Origin of the sequence: Anabaena sp. CCY 9402-a (assembly GCF_963920945.1) — a bacterium.
GTDB lineage: Bacteria > Cyanobacteriota > Cyanobacteriia > Cyanobacteriales > Nostocaceae > Trichormus > Trichormus minutissimus.
Window position 1 is genome coordinate 21,632 of sequence record NZ_CAWUDL010000037.1, and the last position, 20,298, is coordinate 41,929.

General features: G+C 41.5%; 13 protein-coding genes. 8 read left to right on the forward strand and 5 right to left on the reverse strand.

Going from position 1 to position 20,298, the window contains the following annotated elements; genetic code table 11:
• Positions 1-96 precede the first annotated feature (96 nt).
• The 6 genes from ACM0OR_RS15115 (at position 97) to ACM0OR_RS15140 (ending at position 11,569) form a co-directional block, all read left to right on the forward strand.
• Complete coding sequence (locus tag ACM0OR_RS15115) at positions 97-1,830, forward strand: SDR family NAD(P)-dependent oxidoreductase (protein ID WP_414577104.1); 1,734 nt, start codon at positions 97-99, stop codon at positions 1,828-1,830.
• A 229-nt stretch (positions 1,831-2,059) separates the two neighbouring features.
• Positions 2,060-3,421 (forward strand): polyketide synthase, encoded by a 1,362-nt coding sequence (locus tag ACM0OR_RS15120; protein WP_414577106.1) that lies wholly within the window; start codon positions 2,060-2,062, stop codon positions 3,419-3,421.
• A 150-nt stretch (positions 3,422-3,571) separates the two neighbouring features.
• Complete coding sequence (locus ACM0OR_RS15125) at positions 3,572-6,922, forward strand: PfaB family protein (protein WP_414577108.1); 3,351 nt, start codon at positions 3,572-3,574, stop codon at positions 6,920-6,922.
• Positions 6,923-7,023: 101 nt separating this feature from the next.
• The gene (locus tag ACM0OR_RS15130) at positions 7,024-8,682 is read left to right on the forward strand and encodes a PfaD family polyunsaturated fatty acid/polyketide biosynthesis protein (RefSeq protein ID WP_414577110.1); all 1,659 of its coding nucleotides are present in this window, start codon (positions 7,024-7,026) and stop codon (positions 8,680-8,682) included.
• A gap of 63 nt (positions 8,683-8,745) precedes the next feature.
• The gene (locus ACM0OR_RS15135; RefSeq protein WP_414577111.1) at positions 8,746-10,275 is read left to right on the forward strand and encodes a thioester reductase domain-containing protein; all 1,530 of its coding nucleotides are present in this window, start codon (positions 8,746-8,748) and stop codon (positions 10,273-10,275) included.
• Between the two features lie 514 nt (positions 10,276-10,789).
• Entirely contained in the window at positions 10,790-11,569 is a 780-nt protein-coding gene (locus ACM0OR_RS15140) for an SDR family NAD(P)-dependent oxidoreductase (protein WP_414577113.1), read from the forward strand.
• Positions 11,570-11,686: 117 nt separating this feature from the next.
• Here ACM0OR_RS15140 and hetI read toward each other — a convergent pair whose 3' ends face one another.
• From hetI to ACM0OR_RS15160, 4 genes are all read right to left on the reverse strand, one after another.
• Positions 11,687-12,391 carry a 4'-phosphopantetheinyl transferase HetI gene (gene hetI / locus ACM0OR_RS15145; protein WP_414577138.1) on the reverse strand — a complete coding sequence of 235 codons (705 nt, stop codon included), beginning with the start codon at positions 12,389-12,391 and terminating at the stop codon, positions 11,687-11,689.
• 394 nt (positions 12,392-12,785) lie between these two features.
• Entirely contained in the window at positions 12,786-14,087 is a 1,302-nt protein-coding gene (locus ACM0OR_RS15150) for a hypothetical protein (protein ID WP_414577114.1), read from the reverse strand.
• 96 nt (positions 14,088-14,183) lie between these two features.
• Positions 14,184-14,834 (reverse strand): hypothetical protein, encoded by a 651-nt coding sequence (locus ACM0OR_RS15155; protein ID WP_323265965.1) that lies wholly within the window; start codon positions 14,832-14,834, stop codon positions 14,184-14,186.
• A 1,099-nt stretch (positions 14,835-15,933) separates the two neighbouring features.
• Positions 15,934-16,950, reverse strand: coding sequence for a sulfate/molybdate ABC transporter ATP-binding protein (locus ACM0OR_RS15160; protein WP_323265966.1), 1,017 nt, complete (start codon positions 16,948-16,950; stop codon positions 15,934-15,936).
• Positions 16,951-17,216: 266 nt separating this feature from the next.
• Here ACM0OR_RS15160 and chlP point away from each other — a divergent pair, with 266 nt between their 5' ends.
• The gene (gene chlP, locus ACM0OR_RS15165; RefSeq protein ID WP_414577140.1) at positions 17,217-18,437 is read left to right on the forward strand and encodes a geranylgeranyl reductase; all 1,221 of its coding nucleotides are present in this window, start codon (positions 17,217-17,219) and stop codon (positions 18,435-18,437) included.
• 484 nt (positions 18,438-18,921) lie between these two features.
• Here chlP and ACM0OR_RS15170 read toward each other — a convergent pair whose 3' ends face one another.
• A complete protein-coding gene (locus ACM0OR_RS15170; RefSeq protein ID WP_190697154.1) occupies positions 18,922-19,665 on the reverse strand; it encodes a response regulator transcription factor in 744 nt (247 codons plus the stop codon).
• A gap of 269 nt (positions 19,666-19,934) precedes the next feature.
• On the opposite strand from ACM0OR_RS15170, the gene ACM0OR_RS15175 reads away from it, so the two are divergent.
• On the forward strand, positions 19,935-20,087 hold the full coding sequence (locus tag ACM0OR_RS15175; RefSeq protein ID WP_414577117.1) for a hypothetical protein: 153 nt from the start codon (positions 19,935-19,937) through the stop codon (positions 20,085-20,087).
• The last annotated feature ends 211 nt before the right edge of the window (positions 20,088-20,298 follow it).

The following is a 20,298-nucleotide window of genomic DNA, read 5'->3' on the forward strand; positions in this document are numbered from 1 at the left end:
AAACGCGGAGGTACGCTAAGAGAATTTGCCTAGTCCCTCATCCCCAATCCCCAGTACCCAATTCCCCATCATTTCAAAGCTAAGATTTTTAATAATATGACTACACTTACTCAGGTTCGTCCTTCATCGGTTTTTGTTGTTAGTGGTGGTGCTAAGGGTATTACAGCACAATGTGTAACTAAGTTGGCGCAGCACCAAGCTTGTCGGTTTATTCTCCTTGGGCGATCGGAAGTTTTAGAAGGTGAGCCGGATTTTGCTCAGGATTGTTTTGAAGAGGCTGTATTAAAAAAACGCATTATGCAGCATCTGCTGGCTCAAGGGGAGAAGCCTACACCCATGAGTGTGCAGAAAGTATATAACAAAATTGTTTCTAGCCGGGAAATTAAAGCAACCTTGGCGGCGATTCAAGAAACAGGTTCGCAGGTTGAATATTTGAGCGTTGATGTGACTAATGTGACGGAGTTACAGCAAAAGTTAGCGGCTGTGGCTGAACGGGTGGGCAAAATTACAGGTATCATTCACGGTGCGGGAAATTTAGCTGATAAATTAATTGAGAAGAAGACAGACCAAGATTTTGAGAAGGTTTACACCGCTAAGGTGCAAGGTTTAGAAAATCTGCTGTCTTGTGTCGATGCAAAACAACTAGAGCATTTAGTGTTGTTTTCCTCCGTGGCGGGATTTTATGGGAACATGGGACAATCAGATTATGCGATCGCTAATGAAATTCTCAACAAGTCAGCCCATTTAATCAAACAATACAATCCCGATTGTCATGTTGTCGCTATCAACTGGGGCGGATGGGATAGCGGTATGGTGACACCAGAACTCAAAAAGGCCTTTGCAGAACGGGGTATTGAGATTATCCCTGTGGATGCGGGGACACAAATGCTAGTCAACGAACTTCACCCCAGCCATCGTGATTCTACACAAGTAGTCATTGGTAGCCCCATCACACCCCCACCCAGAACTCTAGACCCTCAACTCCGCAGCTATCGCATCCGTCGCCGCATAACAGTAGATGCAAATCCATTTTTGCTCGATCATCTGATTGCTGGTATTCCTGTACTACCAGCCACCTGTGCCATGTCCTGGATGATTCATGCTTGCGAAGAATGTTATCCAGGTTATCGTTATTTAACTTGCAAAGAGTTCAAAGTTCTCAAGGGTATTACCTTCAATGACACCCTAGCTAAAGAATATATTTTAGAAATTCAAGAAGTCGCCAAAGATGGTTCTGAATCTATCGAATTTAAGACCACAATTCTGAGTAAAAACCCCCAAGGTAAAACCTTCTATCATTTCTGTGCCAACATTACAATAGTACGGCAATTACCAGCAGCACCGATTTACGAAAACATGGATCTTACCGAAGATAATATCATTACCAAAACAGGTAAAGATTTTTATCAAAATGGAGATTCATCCCTATTTCATGGTGCAGCATTTCAACAAATTAGCAGAGTTATCAACATTAACCAAGAGAAAATCACCACCGAATGTTTCTGGTCAGAAATATCACTAGAAGCCCAAGGACAATTCCCCGTCAAATGGCATAATCCCTACACCACAGACTTAAGCACCCAACCCTTATGGATATGGTTAAGCCATCTTCACCAAGAAGTTTGCTTACCCGGAAAACTAACATATTCAGAACAATTTAGAGCCATTCCTTGCAACGAACCCTTCTACGTTTCTTGTGACATTATCCACAAAACAACAACAGGTGTAACAGCCAACTACATCCTACATGATAGAGAAGGAAAAATATATTCCCGCATCCTAGGAGCAAAAGCAGTAATTGCACCAATGAACCTACACAAACCCAAGTAGACGGTACTAGGCTTCCAACTCCCGTAAATCCAACTCCTAAAATCTCTTCTTCTTTCTCCGTGTCTCTGTGGTTTCAAAATTCTTTATCTCACCACAAAGACACAGAGGTAAGAGACTCAAAAAAGCATTAAATCCTATCCAGTTCGGGGAATCAAGTAAATCCAAATAATTCTTAATTACGAATTACGAATTACAAATTAAAAACCTTACCCAAACGAGGATATAAACAGTGGAAAAAATCGCCATCATCGGATTATCATGTCTCTTTCCCGATGCTAACAATCCCGATCAATTTTGGCAGAATCTTAACGAGCAGAAAGATTCCACATCATCAATTACCGTCGAAGAAATGGGTTTAGACCCCACAATATTTTACGACCCAGCAAAAGGAAAGCCGGAAAAATTTTATTTCCTCAAAGGTGGATTTATCCGCAATTTTAAATTTGATGCCGGTGAATACAATCTGCCATCAGAATATGTGGAAAGCTTAGATAACACCTTCAAATGGTCACTATATGCAGCAAAACAAGCAATTGTGCATAGTGGTTATTGGGGAAATCAAGAAGTCCTGGCTAAATGTGGAGTAATTTTAGGAACTCTTTCCTTCCCCACAAAACATTCTAATCAACTTATCGCCCCAATTTATCGCCAAACAATTGAGCCAGCAGTAGCAGAACTTTTACAAGACAAAGATTTCCATCTAGCGGCTATCCCTACAGCCACTAAAGCCGCTACAGAAAACGCCATGATTTCCGGTTTACCTGCTGCATTAGTCGCCAAAGCCTTCTCACTTTCTGGTACTCACTTCTGTATAGATGCAGCTTGTTCTTCCGCCTTCTATGCAATTAAATTAGCATCTTATTACTTACAATCACACAAAGCTGATGTAATGTTATCTGGAGCTATCAGTTGCTCAGATCCTTTATTTTTAAGAATGCTATTTTCCGGCATCCAAGGCTATCCAGAAAACGGTATTAGCTCACCTCTAGATAAAACATCAAGAGGCTTAGTTACCTCCGAAGGTATCGGGATGGTAATGCTTAAACGGTACAGTGATGCTGTTAGAGACGGTGATAAAATCCTAGCGACAATTTGCGGTAATGGTCTTTCTAACGATGGTAAAGGAAAGCATTTACTAAGTCCCAATACAAAAGGACAAGTCCTAGCCTTTGAAAGAGCCTATCAAGAAGCCGAACTTAACCCCAAAGCTATTGATTATATGGAGTGTCACGCTACCGGCACATTACTAGGAGACACCACCGAATTTAAATCAATAGAAACCTTCTTTGGAAAACACCAAGCAGCACCTTTAGTTGGTTCAGCCAAAGCGAATGTCGGTCACTTATTAGTAGCTGCCGGTATGGTGAGTTTAACGAAGGCAATTTACAGCCTAAATCATGATGTAATTCCCCCCACGATCAACATCAATGATCCTATTAGTTCAGAAAATAACATCATTTCTCCCCAAAACATCGTGCGGACTCCGACACCTTGGCCGCAAAACAACCCAACCAAACACATAGCATTAAGTGCCTTTGGTTTCGGTGGTACAAACTCCCATTTGATTCTAAAAAAAGAAGAAACCTTGTAGTAAATTTGCGTTCTTCTTTGCGCCTTCCCTGCGGGACGCTCCGCGAATGCGCCTTTGCGCGAACCTCTAAATAATATTTTCAGCAACGCCAAAGTATTTATGCAAAAGGCCTAAAGCCCATAAATTCAACATTGATAGGCTAGTAAAGTGATGTTTGAACAAGAAAATAACAACACAGGCAAAATCGCTATTGTCGGCATGGATGCCTTCTTCGGTGAGTGCAATAGCCTAGATGCCTTTGAACGCAGTATCTACGACGGTAAGCAGCATTTTATCTCCCTACCGCCTAAAAGATGGTACGGCATAGAAACACAACAAGAATTATTACAAAAGTACGGCTTAGTAGAAGGTAAAGCCCCCGTAGGCGCATATATCAAAGAATTTGATATTGATACCCTCGCTTATAAGATTCCTCCCAACGAAGTCGAAAAACTCAACCCCCAACAACTGCTACTACTCACAGTCGCCGATCGCGCCCTCAAAGATGCGAAGATTCCAGAAGGGGGTAGTGTAGCCGTCATTATCGCCACAGAAACAGAGTTATCTGTACACCAACTACAACAACGCTGGGATTCATCTTGGCAAGTCAAAGACGGTCTGAACGCCGCAGAAATTACCCTACCCCCAGAAAAAATTGCCCAACTAGAAACCATCGTTAAAGATAGCATTCACCATCAAGTAGATATTGGTGAATACTTAAGCTACATCGGTAACATTACAGCCAATCGGATTTCCTCGTTGTGGAATTTTACAGGGCCTTCCTTCACTCTCACATCTGTAGAAACTTCTGCATTCAAGGCTTTGGAAGTGGCACAAATGCTACTAATGACAGAAGAAGTTGATGCTGTAGTTGTCGGTGCGGTGGATTTAGCTGGCGGTGTTGAGAACGTATTATTACGTAGTCAATCAGAAAAGATAAATACTGGTGCTAATACTCTTAGCTATGACCAAAAAGCCAACGGTTGGACACCCGGAGAAGGTGCGGGTGTAGTTGTTCTGAAGCGTCATGATCAAGCATTAGAAAATGGCGATCGCATTTATGCTGTAATTGATGCCATTAGTATCGGTCAATCCCACTCAAATATAGATGAAGGTTGTCAACAAGCCCTAAAAACCGCTCTTATCCAACCCGAACAAGTAAACTATGTAGAAGTTTGCGCTAGTGGGATTCCCCAGGAAGACGAAGCGGAAATTGCTGGTTTAACTAAAGCTTATCCATCAGTAGGAAATGGCTTGCACTGTGCAATTGGGAGTGTAAAAGCCAATATCGGACATACTTTCGTCGCCTCTGGGATTGCTAGTTTAATTAAAACGGCTCTGTGTCTCTATTACAGATACATCCCAGCCACTCCTAACTGGTCTGGTGTGAAGACTCCCGAAGCCTTTGAAGGTAGTCCTTTCTATGTGGCGACAGAATCTAGACCTTGGTTTCTCAGTAAGAATGCTCCTCGACGCATCGCTGCAATTAATGGGATGGGTTCTGATGGTAGTTATGCTCATGTAATTTTGTCGGAAGAAGTCAAAGAACAAGAGCGTCCTAATCGGTATTTACAGCAAACACCCTTTTATCTGTTCCCCGTGGCGGCTGATGACCGTGCTGGCTTAATGTCGGCTTTAGACAGCTTGCAAAAGATTATTCAAGAGAGTGATTCTTTATCTGAGAGTGCTAGTCAAGCCTTTAACACCTATCAGCAGCAATCCCAAGCACAGTACGCCATATCGATTACTGGACGGAATAAGAAAGAATTCCTCCGAGAAATTGAATCAGCGCGGAAAGGGATTAATGGGGCGTTTGACAGGGGGATAGATTGGCAAACACCTGTAGGTAGTTACTTTACAGCCAATCCCCTGGGTAAAAAGGGTGAAGTAGCTTATGTGTACCCGGCGGCGGTAAATTCCTATGTAGGTATTGGTCGTAATCTTTTCCGACTGTTCCCTAAACTGCACGATAACCCCTTTGTTCAGAGCATTTACAAACGTGCGGCTGATGTGGAAAGACTTGTGTTTCCCCGTAGCTTGAGCAAATTTACCACCAGAGAATTAGAGAAGCTAGAGAAGAAATTGTTAGAAGACTCTCTAGCGATGTTTGAAGCAGAAATGTTCTTCACCAGACTGATCACCACAGTCATTCGGGATGATTTTCAAGTCCAACCCAAATATGTGTTTGGCTATAGCTTGGGTGAAACCAGCATGATGGTTGCTCAAGGGGTGTGGAGTAATTTCTATGAAGGTAGTAGTTCTTTCAACTCATCAGCCTTATTTGGCGATCGCTTATCTGGCCCAAAAAATGCGGTGCGTGAGTATTGGGGATTACCAAAATCTACCACGGCTTTAGGGGATAATCTGTGGGGTAATTATGTGCTGATGGCTAGTCCTGTGCAAGTGCGGGATGCGATCAGAAACGAAACCCGTGTTTATCTGACACAGATTAATACCCCAGAAGAAGTATTAATTGCAGGTGAACCAGCCGCTTGTCAAAGGGTGATTAAAACTATCGGCTGTAATGCTTTCCCTGCGCCCTTCGATCATGTGATTCATTGTCAAACCATGCGATCGGAGTTTGATGAATTGGTAAAATTAAATACTTTGCCAACTCAAGAAATTCCCGGCGTTGTGTTTTATTCGGCTGCCGAGTATCAGACTATCACATTAGAGAGTGGAGTAATTGCGCGTAGTATTGCCACAGGCTTGTCTCAAGAACTTGATTTCCCCAAATTAGTTAACCGCATCTACGAAGACGGGACGAAAATCTTTATCGAAGCTGGTGCGGGTAGTGTCTGTTCTCGTTGGATAGATAAAATCCTCGAAGACCAAGAACACATAACCGTATCCCTGAATCGTCGCGGGATGGATGATCATAGTTCCATTGTCAAAGCGTTAGGAAAACTCCTGAGTCATCGGGTGAATTTAGACTTATCACCACTATATAGTCCAGTCACAGCCACCACCAAATCAAATAAAACCATGCTGCGGACTATCACACTGGGTGGTGAGTCAATTACTGAGAAAATCTTGACTGAAGAAAATCGTCAACTCTTCCAAGCTATAGCTGAAAAACGACAGCCAAAACAACCACTATTTAGTGATTCTCTAGGTATAAATTCACTGAATTTTCTCCAGTCTATTACTAATAGTGAAAGTCCTGCTGTCCCCATACCTAAACCCTCAGTTGAACCAAAAGAAGATTCCATGAAAAATATCATGGAACACGATTTTAAAACTGAAGAACAAGTACAATCTTCTGAGTCAACTACTTCTGACTCTGCAACGCCTCAAAGAGTTCCTTATTCACCTGTTACCGACGACGAATTCACTACCATCATCAATATGTTGGAATTAAACAAGGTTCAGTATCAAAAGCTGAATGCAAACAATGCACGCATAACTAAAAATCACACAGATTTTTTAAAATCCAGACAAGATTTTAGTAAGCAACTGAGTGAAATCATTCAATTACAAATGGTCTGTGCTGAAGACTTATTGAATGAAGAAGCTAAGTAATTAAAGTTCGTAGTAAGGACTTCAGTCCTTAAAGAAGAAGGACTAAAGTCCTTACTACAAACCAGACTGGAATTAATTGCATATCGTGCGAGGGAACGACTGTGACGACCGTGGAGACGATTATAAATAAACATGATAATGGTCTGGGCTTTTCTAGCCATACTTACAATCACAATCTAGTCTGGAAAGGTTCTTTAGATTGTGTCGCGTTTGAACGAACAGATATCAAAACTAAATTACTGGCTTTAGATAAACCTTGTTACGTTGTCAAAGTCGCAGGCAAAGTTGGTGTAACTAATGATGGTTATTTAGCACCATCCGAACATGGCGTATTAGGACAATTAGAACTATTAACATCAATTGCGCCCATCCCCAGTCAACAGTTAGGCGACCCTAGTTTTCTCTCAGCTTATGGCGTAAAATATGCCTATATGACTGGTGCAATGGCTGGCGGTATTGCGTCAGCAGAAATGGTCATTGCATTAGGTAGAAATAACATTTTGAGTTCCTTTGGTGCAGGTGGTTTAACACCAGATGCCATAGAAGTAGCCATTAATAAAATTCAACAAGCTTTACCTCATAGTCCCTACGCATTCAATTTAATTCACAGTCCAAATGATATGGCAGTCGAACGCCGGGCTGTGGATTTATATTTGAAATATGGGGTGAAAGTTGTCGAAGCTTCGGCATTTTTAGACTTAACTCCCAACATCGTTTATTACCGAGTTGCAGGACTAAGTTTAAATAATGCAAATCAAATTGAAATCAAAAATAAAGTCATTGCTAAAATTTCTCGCCGTGAAGTAGCGAGTAAATTTATGCAGCCAGCACCACCGAGAATCCTACAAGAATTACTGGAACAAGGTTTAATTACTGAGTTACAAGCTAAACTTGCAGCTAAAGTTCCAATGGCTGATGATATTACTGTCGAAGCTGATTCTGGTGGACATACTGATAATCGTCCCTTGGTTTGTTTGCTTCCTTCTCTAATTGCTTTAAGGGATGAAATTCAAGCTCAATATAATTATCCCCAACCGATTAGAATCGGCGCAGCCGGCGGAATTGCTACCCCAGAATCAGCCTTAGCAGCTTTTATGATGGGTGCTGCTTATGTAGTTACTGGTTCAGTCAATCAAGGTTGTGTAGAATCTGGTGCTTGTGAGCATACCAAGAAACTATTAGCTCAAGCGGAAATGGCTGATGTAACTATGGCCCCCGCAGGCGATATGTTTGAAATGGGTGTGAAGGTACAAGTTCTCAAACGGGCTACTATGTTCCCCATGCGAGCGCAAAAACTGTATGAATTGTACCGCACTTATAACTCAATTGAAGAAATTCCTCTGGCAGAAAGAGAGAAGTTAGAAAAACAGGTTTTCCGCAAAACTATTGCTGAGGCTTGGGAAGGAACTGCTGCTTATTTATCACAAAAAAATCCTGAGAAATTAGGCAAGGCAGTTAATAACCCTAAGCTGAAAATGGCTGTAATTTTTAAATGGTATTTAGGGTTATCTTCTCGTTGGTCTATTACGGGTGAAAAAGGTAGAGAAGTAGATTATCAGATTTGGTGCGGACCAGCAATGGGAAGTTTTAATGACTGGGTGCGGGGTTCTTATTTAGCTGAAGCACATAATCGTCATGTTGTTGATGTTGCTGATCACATTATGACGGGAGCAGCGTTTTTATATCGCATTCAAAGTTTGAGATTGCAAGGAATGCAAATCCCTGATTTCTATATGCAATATCGTCCAGTTCGTTCTTAATAAATAGGGGTGTAGGGGTATAGGGGTGTAAGGGACGCGTAGAAAATTATTGGAGAGTTGAAAATGAGTGTAACACAATCTTATAGTGCAGCAGAGATTCAAGCTTGGATGGTGTCTCATCTGGCTGAGTTACTAGCAGTAGAAGCTGATGAAATTGACCCCAGTATTAATTTAGAAAGCTATGGTTTGGATTCTGCTCAAGCCATGACTATGGTAAGTCAACTTGAGAAATTATTAGGCTTTCAACCATCTCCTTTGTTGTTGTGGCATTATCCCACTATTGAATCATTATCACAGCGTTTAGCTGAAGAAGTGGAAGAAAAATCAGATGTACAAGACACAGGTGTTGTACGTCCAAAAAATACTTCTAGCCTCTCTGATACCCCCACTTTGAACTTACAGGCTGAAGCTGTTCTTGACCCTACAATTCATCCTGGTGGTGCTATTCCTGTTGCTTTACCTGTAACTCAACCAAAGAAAGTATTTTTAACTGGTTCTAGCGGCTTTTTAGGTGCTTTTATTATTCGGGAATTGCTCAAGCAAACTCAGGCTGATATCTATTGTTTGGTGCGTGCTGCTAATCTGGACGAAGGTGATAGCAAGCTGCAAAAGAATTTAGAACGCTATGGAATTTGTCAGGATGGGAGTAAGTCTAGAGTTATACCTGTCCTTGGTGATTTATCTGAGCCGTTGTTAGGTCTTAGCTCTACACAATTTCAAACTTTAGCGGCGGAAATTGACACTATTTATCATAGTGGTGCTTTGTTAAATTATGTTTTCCCTTACTCAGCACTGAAGGCTGCTAACGTTTTGGGAACTCAAGAAGTTTTGCGCTTGGCTTGTCAGGTGAAAGTGAAGCCTGTGCATTATGTTTCTAGTGTGGCGGTGTTTGAATCTCCTGTCTATGCTGGTCAGATAGTAAAAGAAGATGATGATTTCAGCCACTGGGAAGGTATTTATCTAGGTTACTCCCAAACTAAATGGGTTGCAGAAAAGTTAGTCAAGATTGCGCGCGATCGCGGTTTACCTGTTACTATTCATAGACCCCCCTTAATCTCCGCCGACAGTGAGACAGGTATCGGTAACACCCACGACTTTATCAATTTGATGGTTAAGGGTTGTCTGCAAATGGGATATTTCCCGGAAGTGGAATATATGTTGGATATGTCCCCTGTAGATTATGTCAGCAAAGCGATTGTACATCTATCAATGCAAAAAGATGCGATCGGTCAAGCTTTCCACTTACAACATCCCGAACCCGTAGGTTTGAATGTCTTAGTTGACTGGGTACGCTCTTTTGGTTATGACATTAACATCATTCCCTACGAAGAATGGCAAGCGAAGTTAATTGAAAGTGCCACTTCTACGGATAATCCTTTATACACTTTGCGTCCTTTTCTTTTAGAGCGTTGGTCTGATGAGCAACTCACTATTCCTGATTTGTACCTGAAAGCTAGAAGACCTCATATTAGCTGTGAAGAAACTGTGAAGGCTTTGGCTGGTAGTGATGTTGCTTGTGCGCCAATTGATTCTAAGTTATTCATGACCTACATTGCGTATTTACTTCAGAGTGGTTTTTTGACTCTGGCTTAGGCGAGTTTAAACGCAAAGTAGCGCGGAGGTACGCGGAGAGGTTAAAAAAAATTAAATTTTATGCGTCCACGACCCAGTTTCTTTGAGAGGCTGGGTTTTTCTTGTGATTGTCTAACACTACTCCCTGTCCCCTGTCACCTGTCCCCTGTCACCTATAAATAGTTTGCTATTAACACTAGCTTCATAAAATAAATGCTATAAATGAAGTTGATATAAAGTTAAACCTCATTGAACAAATCCTTGACTGTATGCCTGTTCTGCAACAGAAGGCGATCAACACTGTTATAGGTCTATTCTCCTAAATTTTCTGCCACATGAGTGCAGTCTCCCAGCTTAAGTTCTCTAAGCAAGTATGAAGTGTAGCTGTCTTTATCGCATTTAGTTGTAGATGGGTGGGTAGTTGTTCTGATGGTTTGAACTGTATGTGTCTCTGTCTGAATTAGGCTGCACAGAGTTTACCAACTGTATCATGCGTGAATCCTGCCAATCAGAATACAGGTACTAGCAGGTTATAATGACAACTCTCACAGGTAAGACAGTGCTTTTGACCGATGCCTCTCGCGGTCTTGGTTTACACATTGCTCACGCTCTGGCTAAAGAGCAGGCAACAGTAGTGTGTGTTTCTCGTTTCCCTTCAGGATTAGAGCCAACTTGTCAAACAATCAATGCCGCAGGTGGTCGGGCTATCCCTATTCCCTTCGATATCACCAATGTAGCACAATTATCATCTCTAATTCAGCAGGTTCACGCAATTGTCGGCCATGTTGATATTTTAATCAACAATGCTGGCATAGAAATTAATAGTGCTTTTGCAGATTATTCGCTATCAGAAATTCAGTCTGTCTTCAAAACTAATCTATTGGCTGCTATGGAATTAACTCGTTTATTGCTCCCCAACATGATGGAACGAGGTAGCGGCCGCATTGTTAACATTGCTTCGCTGGCCGGTAAGAAAGGTGTTGCTTTTAATAGCATTTATTCCGCCAGTAAAGCAGGTTTGATTATGTGGGCTGATGCCGTCCGTCAAGAGTTAGCTGGCCGCGATGTGAATATTTCCGTCGTTTGCCCAGGATATATTTCTGAAACTGGTATGACTATTGATCCGTGTGTATCTGCACCCAAACTAGCAGGTATGAGTACGCCTAAAGGTGTAGCAAATGCGGTAATACGCGCAATCAAAGGCAAGCACACCCAAATTATTGTCAATCACAATCCGCTTATGGAAGGTTTGATGAAATTGATGTTAGCTATGGGACAAATTGCTCCTACTGCGGTTGATACGCTTTATCGCTGATTGGGTATAATGAATTTCAACCAAAGACGAGCAGAAAATAGGCGTAATTTTAGGTATGCTGCTATTGGACGTTAATAAAAATGACAGTCGGCTGATTCGGGGAAACGGCTTAGATGGTTAATATTGCCAACATTTTAGCTCCCAGCCACAACCCGCCACAGCAAGAGCAGCAAGATAATTATAATCAGGCACTAGCTCTATGAGACTCCAAGCTGGCGATGTCTGTAACCTAGCTGGTTCTGTGGGAGTTAGTGCTATCTCAATCTGCTCTAATTGTGCTAGTCCATCACCAGTGGCTTTTAAATAAGCTTCTTTACAAGTCCAGTAACGGAAAAAAACTTTTTGTTTTTGATCGTCAGGTAGCGATCGCATTAAATCATATTCTTTTGCTAGAAAAAACCTTTGAGCTAACGCTTCAACATCGGACATCGGGCGAATACACTCTAAATCTACACCAATTTGACGAGTATAATTCACCGCACACAAAGCTAAATTTTGGGAATGCGACAGGTTAAATAATAAACCACTGTGCTGTAAACCCTCTGCTAACACTGGTTTACCACGGGCTTCATAATCAAATTTGACTTGTTCTGGGTCAATTCCCAAATAGCTGCCTAATATCCTCCTGAGAATACCACGCCCGGCAATAAAACGCTGCCGATGTTCAGGAAAATAAAATCTGTTAGCGCGAGTCAGTTCATCGCTAGATAGGGTTAATGCTAAATGCTCCAACTCTGACTCTGTTCCACCAAGACGAAATCGCCAAATATGAACCTCATCTGGTAATAAATTTAAATCTTTGGGTGCAGGTAGCCAGGTCATTGGGGACTGGGGATAAATCAAGTCAAAAGTCAAAATTAATTAAATAACTCCTAGGGACTGGGGAAACGCTGTGACGCGCCCCGCAGGGAAGCTCAGTCGAGCCGCGTCAGTTGAACGATGACACAGGGGAATAACTAATGACCAATAGGCATTTTGGCACACTTATTTTGAAAAGTATAGGTATGCTATGGAAGTGGGATAAATTTCGTGTGAAAAGTAATAAAACGTGTAATCTCTCAGCTGACTACTGAGGGATTTTTATTAAACTCTTATTGTACTTTTTCTCTACTCATAATTTTAAGTTAATATTGTCTTCAAATATTTATATATTTTCAAGAGACACTCATCAAATCAAGTTCATTTCCACGCGGTCTAAAAATTCTAGATCAGATTTTTACGTTAACTGTTGTCTACGCCTTTTTTTGTAATTGACTAGGCACAAGATTAAAGTTAATAAAATCATGGCTTTCAAAACAGAAGGTTCTACTACCTTCTTCACCTCTGGAGGCTGGGTAATGGGAATATCACATTGAACTTCACCCACTTGACCACTATTCCCAGAACCACCACCACCAATATTCAAATCAGGGCATACATTATCGGGAAGTTGTGGTGTTGGTATCCCAGGAATTTCAGGAACAGACTGAGCAACAGCACGACTTGATGAACCATTTCGATCCCCAATTGATCCCAGTAATAACGCTAATAATGCAAGAGGTACTAACCAGGGAAGAATTCCACCAAAACCATCTGATGCAGTTGAAAAGTATTGAGAGCCATCAAGGACTGATATGTCATCGGTTATTACATTGCCTAATGGTTCTATGACTGAATCATCAAATATATTACCTGTTAGCACGTCACCTGAATCAACTAAACCGCCTGGCATCTCATCAAGAACTACACGTCCGTAGTCACCATTATTGATGTCTACTTGAGAGTAGGGTTGTGAAAGTAGCCTCAAAATACTTGCTTTGAATTCTTCATCTCTTCCCCCATTCATTGCACTGATGGCTCTGGCAATGTTGTTCTGATAAAATCTCATCACCTCAGGCTCTAGATTCATCTGAATTATCTGTTGCTTGAGATCAGGAATTTTGGCTGCCTCTTCTACCATGACACGCCCAAAGGCATATTTCATGTCCGCAAACGCTCTATAAGGATCTTGCCCTCTTAATGGCGACCAATAGAACTTGCTAGTGACATCTCCTAGACCTGCTACACGATTACGACTCAGAGGCTCTCCCAAAGTGTATGTGACTGAATCAAGAAAGCGGTTAGACCCGTTCCTCCAAAGGGATGTATATGGTATGGGTTGTTCCATCAGATTGCGATTGTTACCGTAATAAGTCGCAAATTTATTGAAGTTATCTTCCCCACCAGCTGCTTTCATCAACATCTGTTGATAAGTTAGCCCACCGTTAGACTCGATAATTTTCTCTAGTACCGTCCCAGTTTTACCACAGCGCAAACCCTCGCCTACAACACATGCAGGCATAACTCGCATTTGACGCAAACCAGCACCGTTATTTTGCAGCTGATACTGCAAATACTGTTTTTCTAGTCCTTGTGGAATCTTTACCGGCGCACCCACATTTAGTCCTTGCTGCTGTGCATTAGCTGTCTGGCTAAGAATCAGTGCGGTGACTAAAGACGAACAGACAAGTGTGATATTTTTGATAGTCGATTTCAACAAGACCCTTCTCCGGTAGATGACACAGAATATTTGAATGCTTGGTAGGAGCAATTAATGTTAATGAGGCTGGGAAATCTCAGTGTGAGATATAGATAATCAGTTTTGAGGGGAAGAAGAACTGATATTTTTAGGTAATTGGATATTAATAGTAATTGCTGTTCCTTTGAGTCCTCCTGTTGTTAGTGGGTGGTACATAATTAATGCGCGGTTTGGCTGATCAAAGAGAAAACCACGACGAGAGGGTTTGATTTTTTCATCCTTGACTAGAGTGATAAAAGCTTCTAAATATCTGCGTATACTTGGTTTATTTTCCTGCGTGACATTAGTGTGACGCTCAATCAGAGTCATAAAGAAGTCTAAACTGCGGCTATCTTGCCCTAAAATCAGACTGCTATTATCTAAGAAAGAACTACCAATTAACTTGCCGCCCTGCTCTTTAACTTTAAACAATGTGTAGTAGCGTCCCTCTTTGTTAGGATCATTTACATAGCACACCCAAGACCCATCTTCACTACGTGAAAAACCTTGTTCTGCAAGGTAAGAAAACAGCGAACTGGTTTTTTGATTGGGTAGAGCTGGTAACAAATCCTCGACAGGATCTAAAGAGCAAATCTTTTGGGTGGTTGTTGCTTGAGGAGTATTAGGTACTTCTTCCGCATTGACGTGTAACTGCTTGCCATTAAACATAGATATACAAGCAATAGCAGTGAAGGCAATTAATCTATTTAGATGAATAATTTGACTCATTTTTGTGTCCTCGTTGATGCCGTTATTCAAGTTTGTAACTGGATATCAAAATTTTATAGCTTAACGTGAATGCTAAGTTATTTTTTGGCTTTTTTTTATTACGTTGTTCATAGTGAAAATCATGAATAATCTATCTCCCAAAACAAAGCAAAATTGCCCTATATGTAGCACTTTTGTCTGATTTATTTACTGCCTTAAGATAATGCTAAATATTTTCAAGTCAGCATAATCTATCAGCCAATGTTGCATGACTTCATAAATGAATTTTCAGGGGTAAATGATAATTAACTCGTTTTTCTACTTGTAAATATCACAACTATTTTTTAATAGCTATAACTTTCTTTAATGGGTTCTCCAAAAAAATTGTGTGATTAGTGTTTACTTAAGAATTAGAGTGACGCTTGTCTCATACCAATAACTTTAAGTTGGTTATACTTAATAGTTTTTTATATTTGCTTGCTATTTATAACAGTGTTCCTTACCTCTCTACCACTATGTAATATTATTTAAAAATTTCTTAGTTTACGAATGTTTACTAAGGAAATTTTTCATTGATGATACGTTGAGTTATTCACACCACTAATATTTCTTGGTTGCTGCCTAAAATACTTAGCACTCTTGTTATTGTCTGACAAATTCAAGAGTTATTGCAGCCAAGTACCTGTGTAATCACGGTCACTTGCTGACCAATTCAATATGTTTTTTAGTTAGTGTGCAGTAATTCTACCATTACCTATTTGGGCGAGAAGGGTAGCATAGACAACTTTAAAAATCGCACACTAGAAATTTTTCTTACCTTTAAAATTACAAGCTGAAACAATATGAAGTATTGATAAATGTTAAGATGTATTATTAAGTATATACTTATAAACTCATATAGTTATGTAAATCCATGTTCAATCTTAATGTCACTATTGTCCGTACACCCAATTTAGGTGGCAGCAATAAAATATTTTTTACTGAATAGAAAATTAGAGGTTTGGGGTTAAGTTACCAGACACAACCGAATAGACATCTCCAGAAATGAAATATGCGTTATCCAGAAACCTTGTAGAGACGTAGCATTGCTACGTCTCTACTTTTTTTGGGGATGTTTAATCTATATGGAATAGTACAAGGGGAAGGATTTAGCATCCTTGGGTTTGACATATACTTTCTGCTGTGCTTCTAACTGTAATTCGTTAAAGCGATCGCGCGTCAAGTGAGCATTTACAACTTGACCATCATCTAAGGTCAACTCTACCTGAATTTCCCAACCCAAGTGGATTAAGCGACTGACTGTCGCAGGTGCAGTAGTACCATTGGCTTGCTTTTCAATGACTACATCTTGGGGGCGTAAAAATACATCAGGGTGTGACGAATCAAACCCACTGCTTTGGAAAATCTTCGATGTGCTGGGTAACACGTTCACGGGGCCGATAAAACTCATGACAAAAGCACTGGCGGGATTATCGTAAATTTCTGCCGGTGTCCCCACTTGTTCTACACGTCCTTGGTTCATCACCACAACTTCATCGGAAACTTCCATCGCTTCTTCTTGGTCGTGGGTGACAAAGACAGTTGTTACATGAACTTCATCATGGAGGCGACGTAACCAGGCACGCAAATCTTTGCGAACTTTGGCATCCAATGCCCCAAAGGGTTCATCTAATAGTAATACACTGGGTTCTACGGCTAATGCTCTGGCTAAAGCCACGCGCTGTCTTTGACCACCAGACAGTTGTGACGGATAGCGATCGCCTAATCCACTTAATTGCACCAATTCTAGCAACTGTTCTACTCGACCTTTCACTTTTTTAGCGGGGGTCTTGCGAATTTCTAAACCAAAAGCAATATTTTGCCGGACTGTCAGATGCTTAAATAGAGCATAGTGCTGAAACACAAACCCAATATTCCGATCTTGCACACTCTGATTTGTGGCATCCTGACCTGTAAGCAAAATTTTGCCGCTATCTGGCATTTCTAAACCAGCTATTAAACGGAGCAGCGTAGACTTACCAGACCCCGATGGGCCTAATAAAGCTACTAATGAGCCACTGTCGATTTCTAAGCTGACTTGATCGACAGCTTGAAAACTTCCGAACTGCTTGGATACATTCTCAACTACTATGCCCACAAGTGCTGTACCTCTGCCACTCTAACTACGGCTTATTGCTAGGCTTACCGTAATTTAATATATACCATATCTTGTTGCACTTAGATTAAAAATATTTAGTCATTAGTCATTAGTTCTTCTCCCTAGTCCCTAGTCCCGCACTGAGTTACCGTGTCGAAATATTAAGGAATGTTGCATTTCTGTCAAAACCTAGAGGTAGAGCGAGAAATCAGCCAAAAGACCGTGGTACGATGCTTTCGGTAAATGTGAAGATTGGGAGAAAACCTTTGACACTACGGGTTGCTGTTGTTGGATCAGGCCCAGCTGGTTCCTCTGCTGCTGAAACACTAGCAAAGGCTGGGATTGAGACCTATCTATTCGAGCGTAAGCTAGATAACGCCAAGCCCTGCGGAGGTGCTATACCTCTGTGTATGGTAAGTGAGTTTGATTTACCACCAGAGATTATTGATCGCCAGGTGCGGAAGATGAAAATGATTTCACCTTCCAATCGTGAGGTTGATATCAATTTAATAAAACAAGATGAATATATAGGAATGTGCCGCCGCGAAGTGCTAGATGGCTTCTTGCGGGATCGGGCGGCAAAACTGGGGGCTAATTTAATTAATGCCACTGTTCATAAAGTAGATATACCATCAAATAACACCGATCCATATACTATTCACTATGTTGATCATAGTGATGGGGGTTTACAAGGCGTTACCAAAACCCTGAAGGTGGATTTAATTATCGGAGCAGATGGGGCAAATTCCCGCATTGCCAAAGAAATGGATGCAGGGGATTATAACTATGCGATCGCGTTTCAAGAGCGGATTCGCTTACCCCAAGATAAAATGGCATACTACAATGACCTGGCCGAAATGTATGTCGGTAATGACGTTTCGACAGACTTCTACGCTTGGGTTTTCCCCAAATATGACCACGTAGCCGTCGGTACTGGCACAATGCACGTCAACAAAGCCAGTATCAAACAGTTACAAGCTGGTATCCGCGCCCGTGCCAGCGAAAAACTAGCAGGTGGTAAAATCATCAAAGTAGAAGCCCACCCCATTCCCGAACATCCCCGTCCCCGGCGTGTAGTTGGTCGTATTGCTTTAGTCGGAGATGCTGCTGGCTACGTTACCAAGTCTTCCGGTGAAGGTATTTACTTTGCAGCTAAATCTGGACGGATGTGTGCAGAAACCATTGTGGAAATTTCCCAAAATGGTAGTCGTATTCCTACAGAGAACGAAATCAAGCTTTATATCCAACGTTGGGATAAAAAATACGGTCTGACTTACAAAGTGTTAGACATTCTACAAACAGTCTTCTATCGTTCCGATGCTACCCGCGAAGCATTTGTAGAAATGTGTGGTGACTTGGATGTACAAAAACTCACCTTTGATAGCTATCTGTATAAAACAGTCGTTCCCGCTAACCCATTTACCCAGTTAAAAATCACCGCCAAGACAATTGGTAGCTTAATTCGCGGTAACGCTTTAGCACCCTAATCAGGAGTAATGAGTGCTGAGTGCTGAGTGCTGAGTGCTGAGTGCTGAGTGCTGAGTAATGAGTAATGAGTAAAAGAACCCTATCCCCGGAGGCGAGGAGGGAAATATTATCTACCTCATGTCATTAGGAAACGTTATACGTTATGAGTAACGAGTGAGTTTACCCTGGCTCAAAACTCAGCACTCACAACTCGCATCTCAAAACTCAGCACTCAGCACTCAAAACTCAGCACTATTTAAATAGCACTCCCTAGATTCTGCCAACAGGGAGTGCTATTTATTTTAGGAAAGTTTAGCGTTGATTTGTAGCGATGTATGTGTCATGTCAATTTGCGGGCAAAGCTTACCTGTAGGGTAAATTAGCGAAGCGAAATCTAGACACGCGCAGCGCGACTGCTTGAAGAGTAGAATTTCCTGTGATACCCTACATTGCAAACTGTATCTTCCTCAGTGTGTCCCATCATTAAGGGACTTGAGCAAGATTTCACTCAACTACTGATGTGGTAGCACCCTCATTTGATGGTGGAATACTAGGCAATTCCAGGCAGTATCCCGCACCATACACGGTTTTGATATAGCGAGGATGGCGGGGATCTGGTTCTAACTTTGTCCGCAAATGCCGGATATGCACGCGAATAGTTTCGATATCATCATCAGGATCGTAGCCCCAAACTTCTCTGAGGATTTCGCTAGGGGACACAGTTTGACCATGACGTTGCAGCAAACAGTGCAGCAGTTCAAATTCCAAATGAGTGAGTTTCACGGTTTGATGAAACCAGATAGCCTCAAATCGCTCTGGAACTAGAGTCAGAGACCCATAGTTCAAAATTTCGCTGTGCTTTGCTGCTTGGGGAATGCGGTCAGTACGCCGCAATAATGCTCGCACTCGTGCCAGCATCTCTTCCACCTCAAAGGGCTTGGTCAGATAGTCATCAGCCCCGGCATTAAAGCCTTCTACCTTATCTTGAGTTTGACTGAGGGCAGTCAGCATCAAAACGGGTATTTCGGCTGTGCGTTCGTCTCGGCGCAGACGCTGGCAAACTGTAAAACCATCTACCCTTGGTAACATGAGATCAAGCATGATCAAGTCTGGTTGTAGCTGGAGAGCTAGGGCTTGACCTTTAATTCCATCTTCGGCTTGACTCACATCGTAGCCAGCCATTTCCAAGTTGACGGCAACGAGTTCTGAAATTGCTGGGTCATCGTCTATGACAAGAATCCTCGGCATTCTTAAAAAATTATTACTACTGATTAAGGATAAATAAGAACCTTTGGTAGATACAAAGATTTCTGTCTTGATTATAAAAAAGATTTTAAATCTAACATAAACCTTAAAACTGACAAAATTGAGAAATCACGAATAAATTACCTGAAATTTTCGCTATGATATGTGACGCTCCCTACAAACTGGCTTGGTTTCTCCAAAATGGTGCGCTGGCGTAACACTCAGATGTAGGCGATCGCTACAGTCTACACGGCTATATAGGACAAACGTTATTGGCAAAACACAATTCGTTATCCAGAGCCACCATACCAAAAAACGGTGTTGATGGGTGGGCAAGATGTACCGATTCATCGCTGGATTGCCAATTTAATTGGCGCGGTCAAGGTCAAGATGCTGATCTTTGGTGGCTAGAACCACAGGTATAGCTAAGTTTTAAAAGTATTATTTTAGTATAATTTAATACAAAAATTTTATCGTAGAATCTCGTAGGCAATTCTACTGTTACGGACTAATGAATTTTTGACTGATCCGCTTGTAAATTAGAGTCTTTTAAGAAATGAAACAGCCCTAGGGTTAGGGTGGGGTAATTCGAGGACTGATAGTGATTTGATAACTTGTGTATACACGGTAGACCCC

Coding starts and splice junctions, on each gene's coding strand:
- ACM0OR_RS15140 (WP_414577113.1), top strand. CDS start 10,790: ATGACAACTCTCACAGGTAAGACAGTGCTTTTGACCGATGCCTCTCGC.
- ACM0OR_RS15125 (WP_414577108.1), top strand. CDS start 3,572: ATGTTTGAACAAGAAAATAACAACACAGGCAAAATCGCTATTGTCGGC.
- ACM0OR_RS15170 (WP_190697154.1), bottom strand. CDS start 19,665: ATGCCGAGGATTCTTGTCATAGACGATGACCCAGCAATTTCAGAACTC.
- hetI (WP_414577138.1), bottom strand. CDS start 12,391: ATGACCTGGCTACCTGCACCCAAAGATTTAAATTTATTACCAGATGAG.
- ACM0OR_RS15155 (WP_323265965.1), bottom strand. CDS start 14,834: ATGAGTCAAATTATTCATCTAAATAGATTAATTGCCTTCACTGCTATT.
- ACM0OR_RS15135 (WP_414577111.1), top strand. CDS start 8,746: ATGAGTGTAACACAATCTTATAGTGCAGCAGAGATTCAAGCTTGGATG.
- ACM0OR_RS15115 (WP_414577104.1), top strand. CDS start 97: ATGACTACACTTACTCAGGTTCGTCCTTCATCGGTTTTTGTTGTTAGT.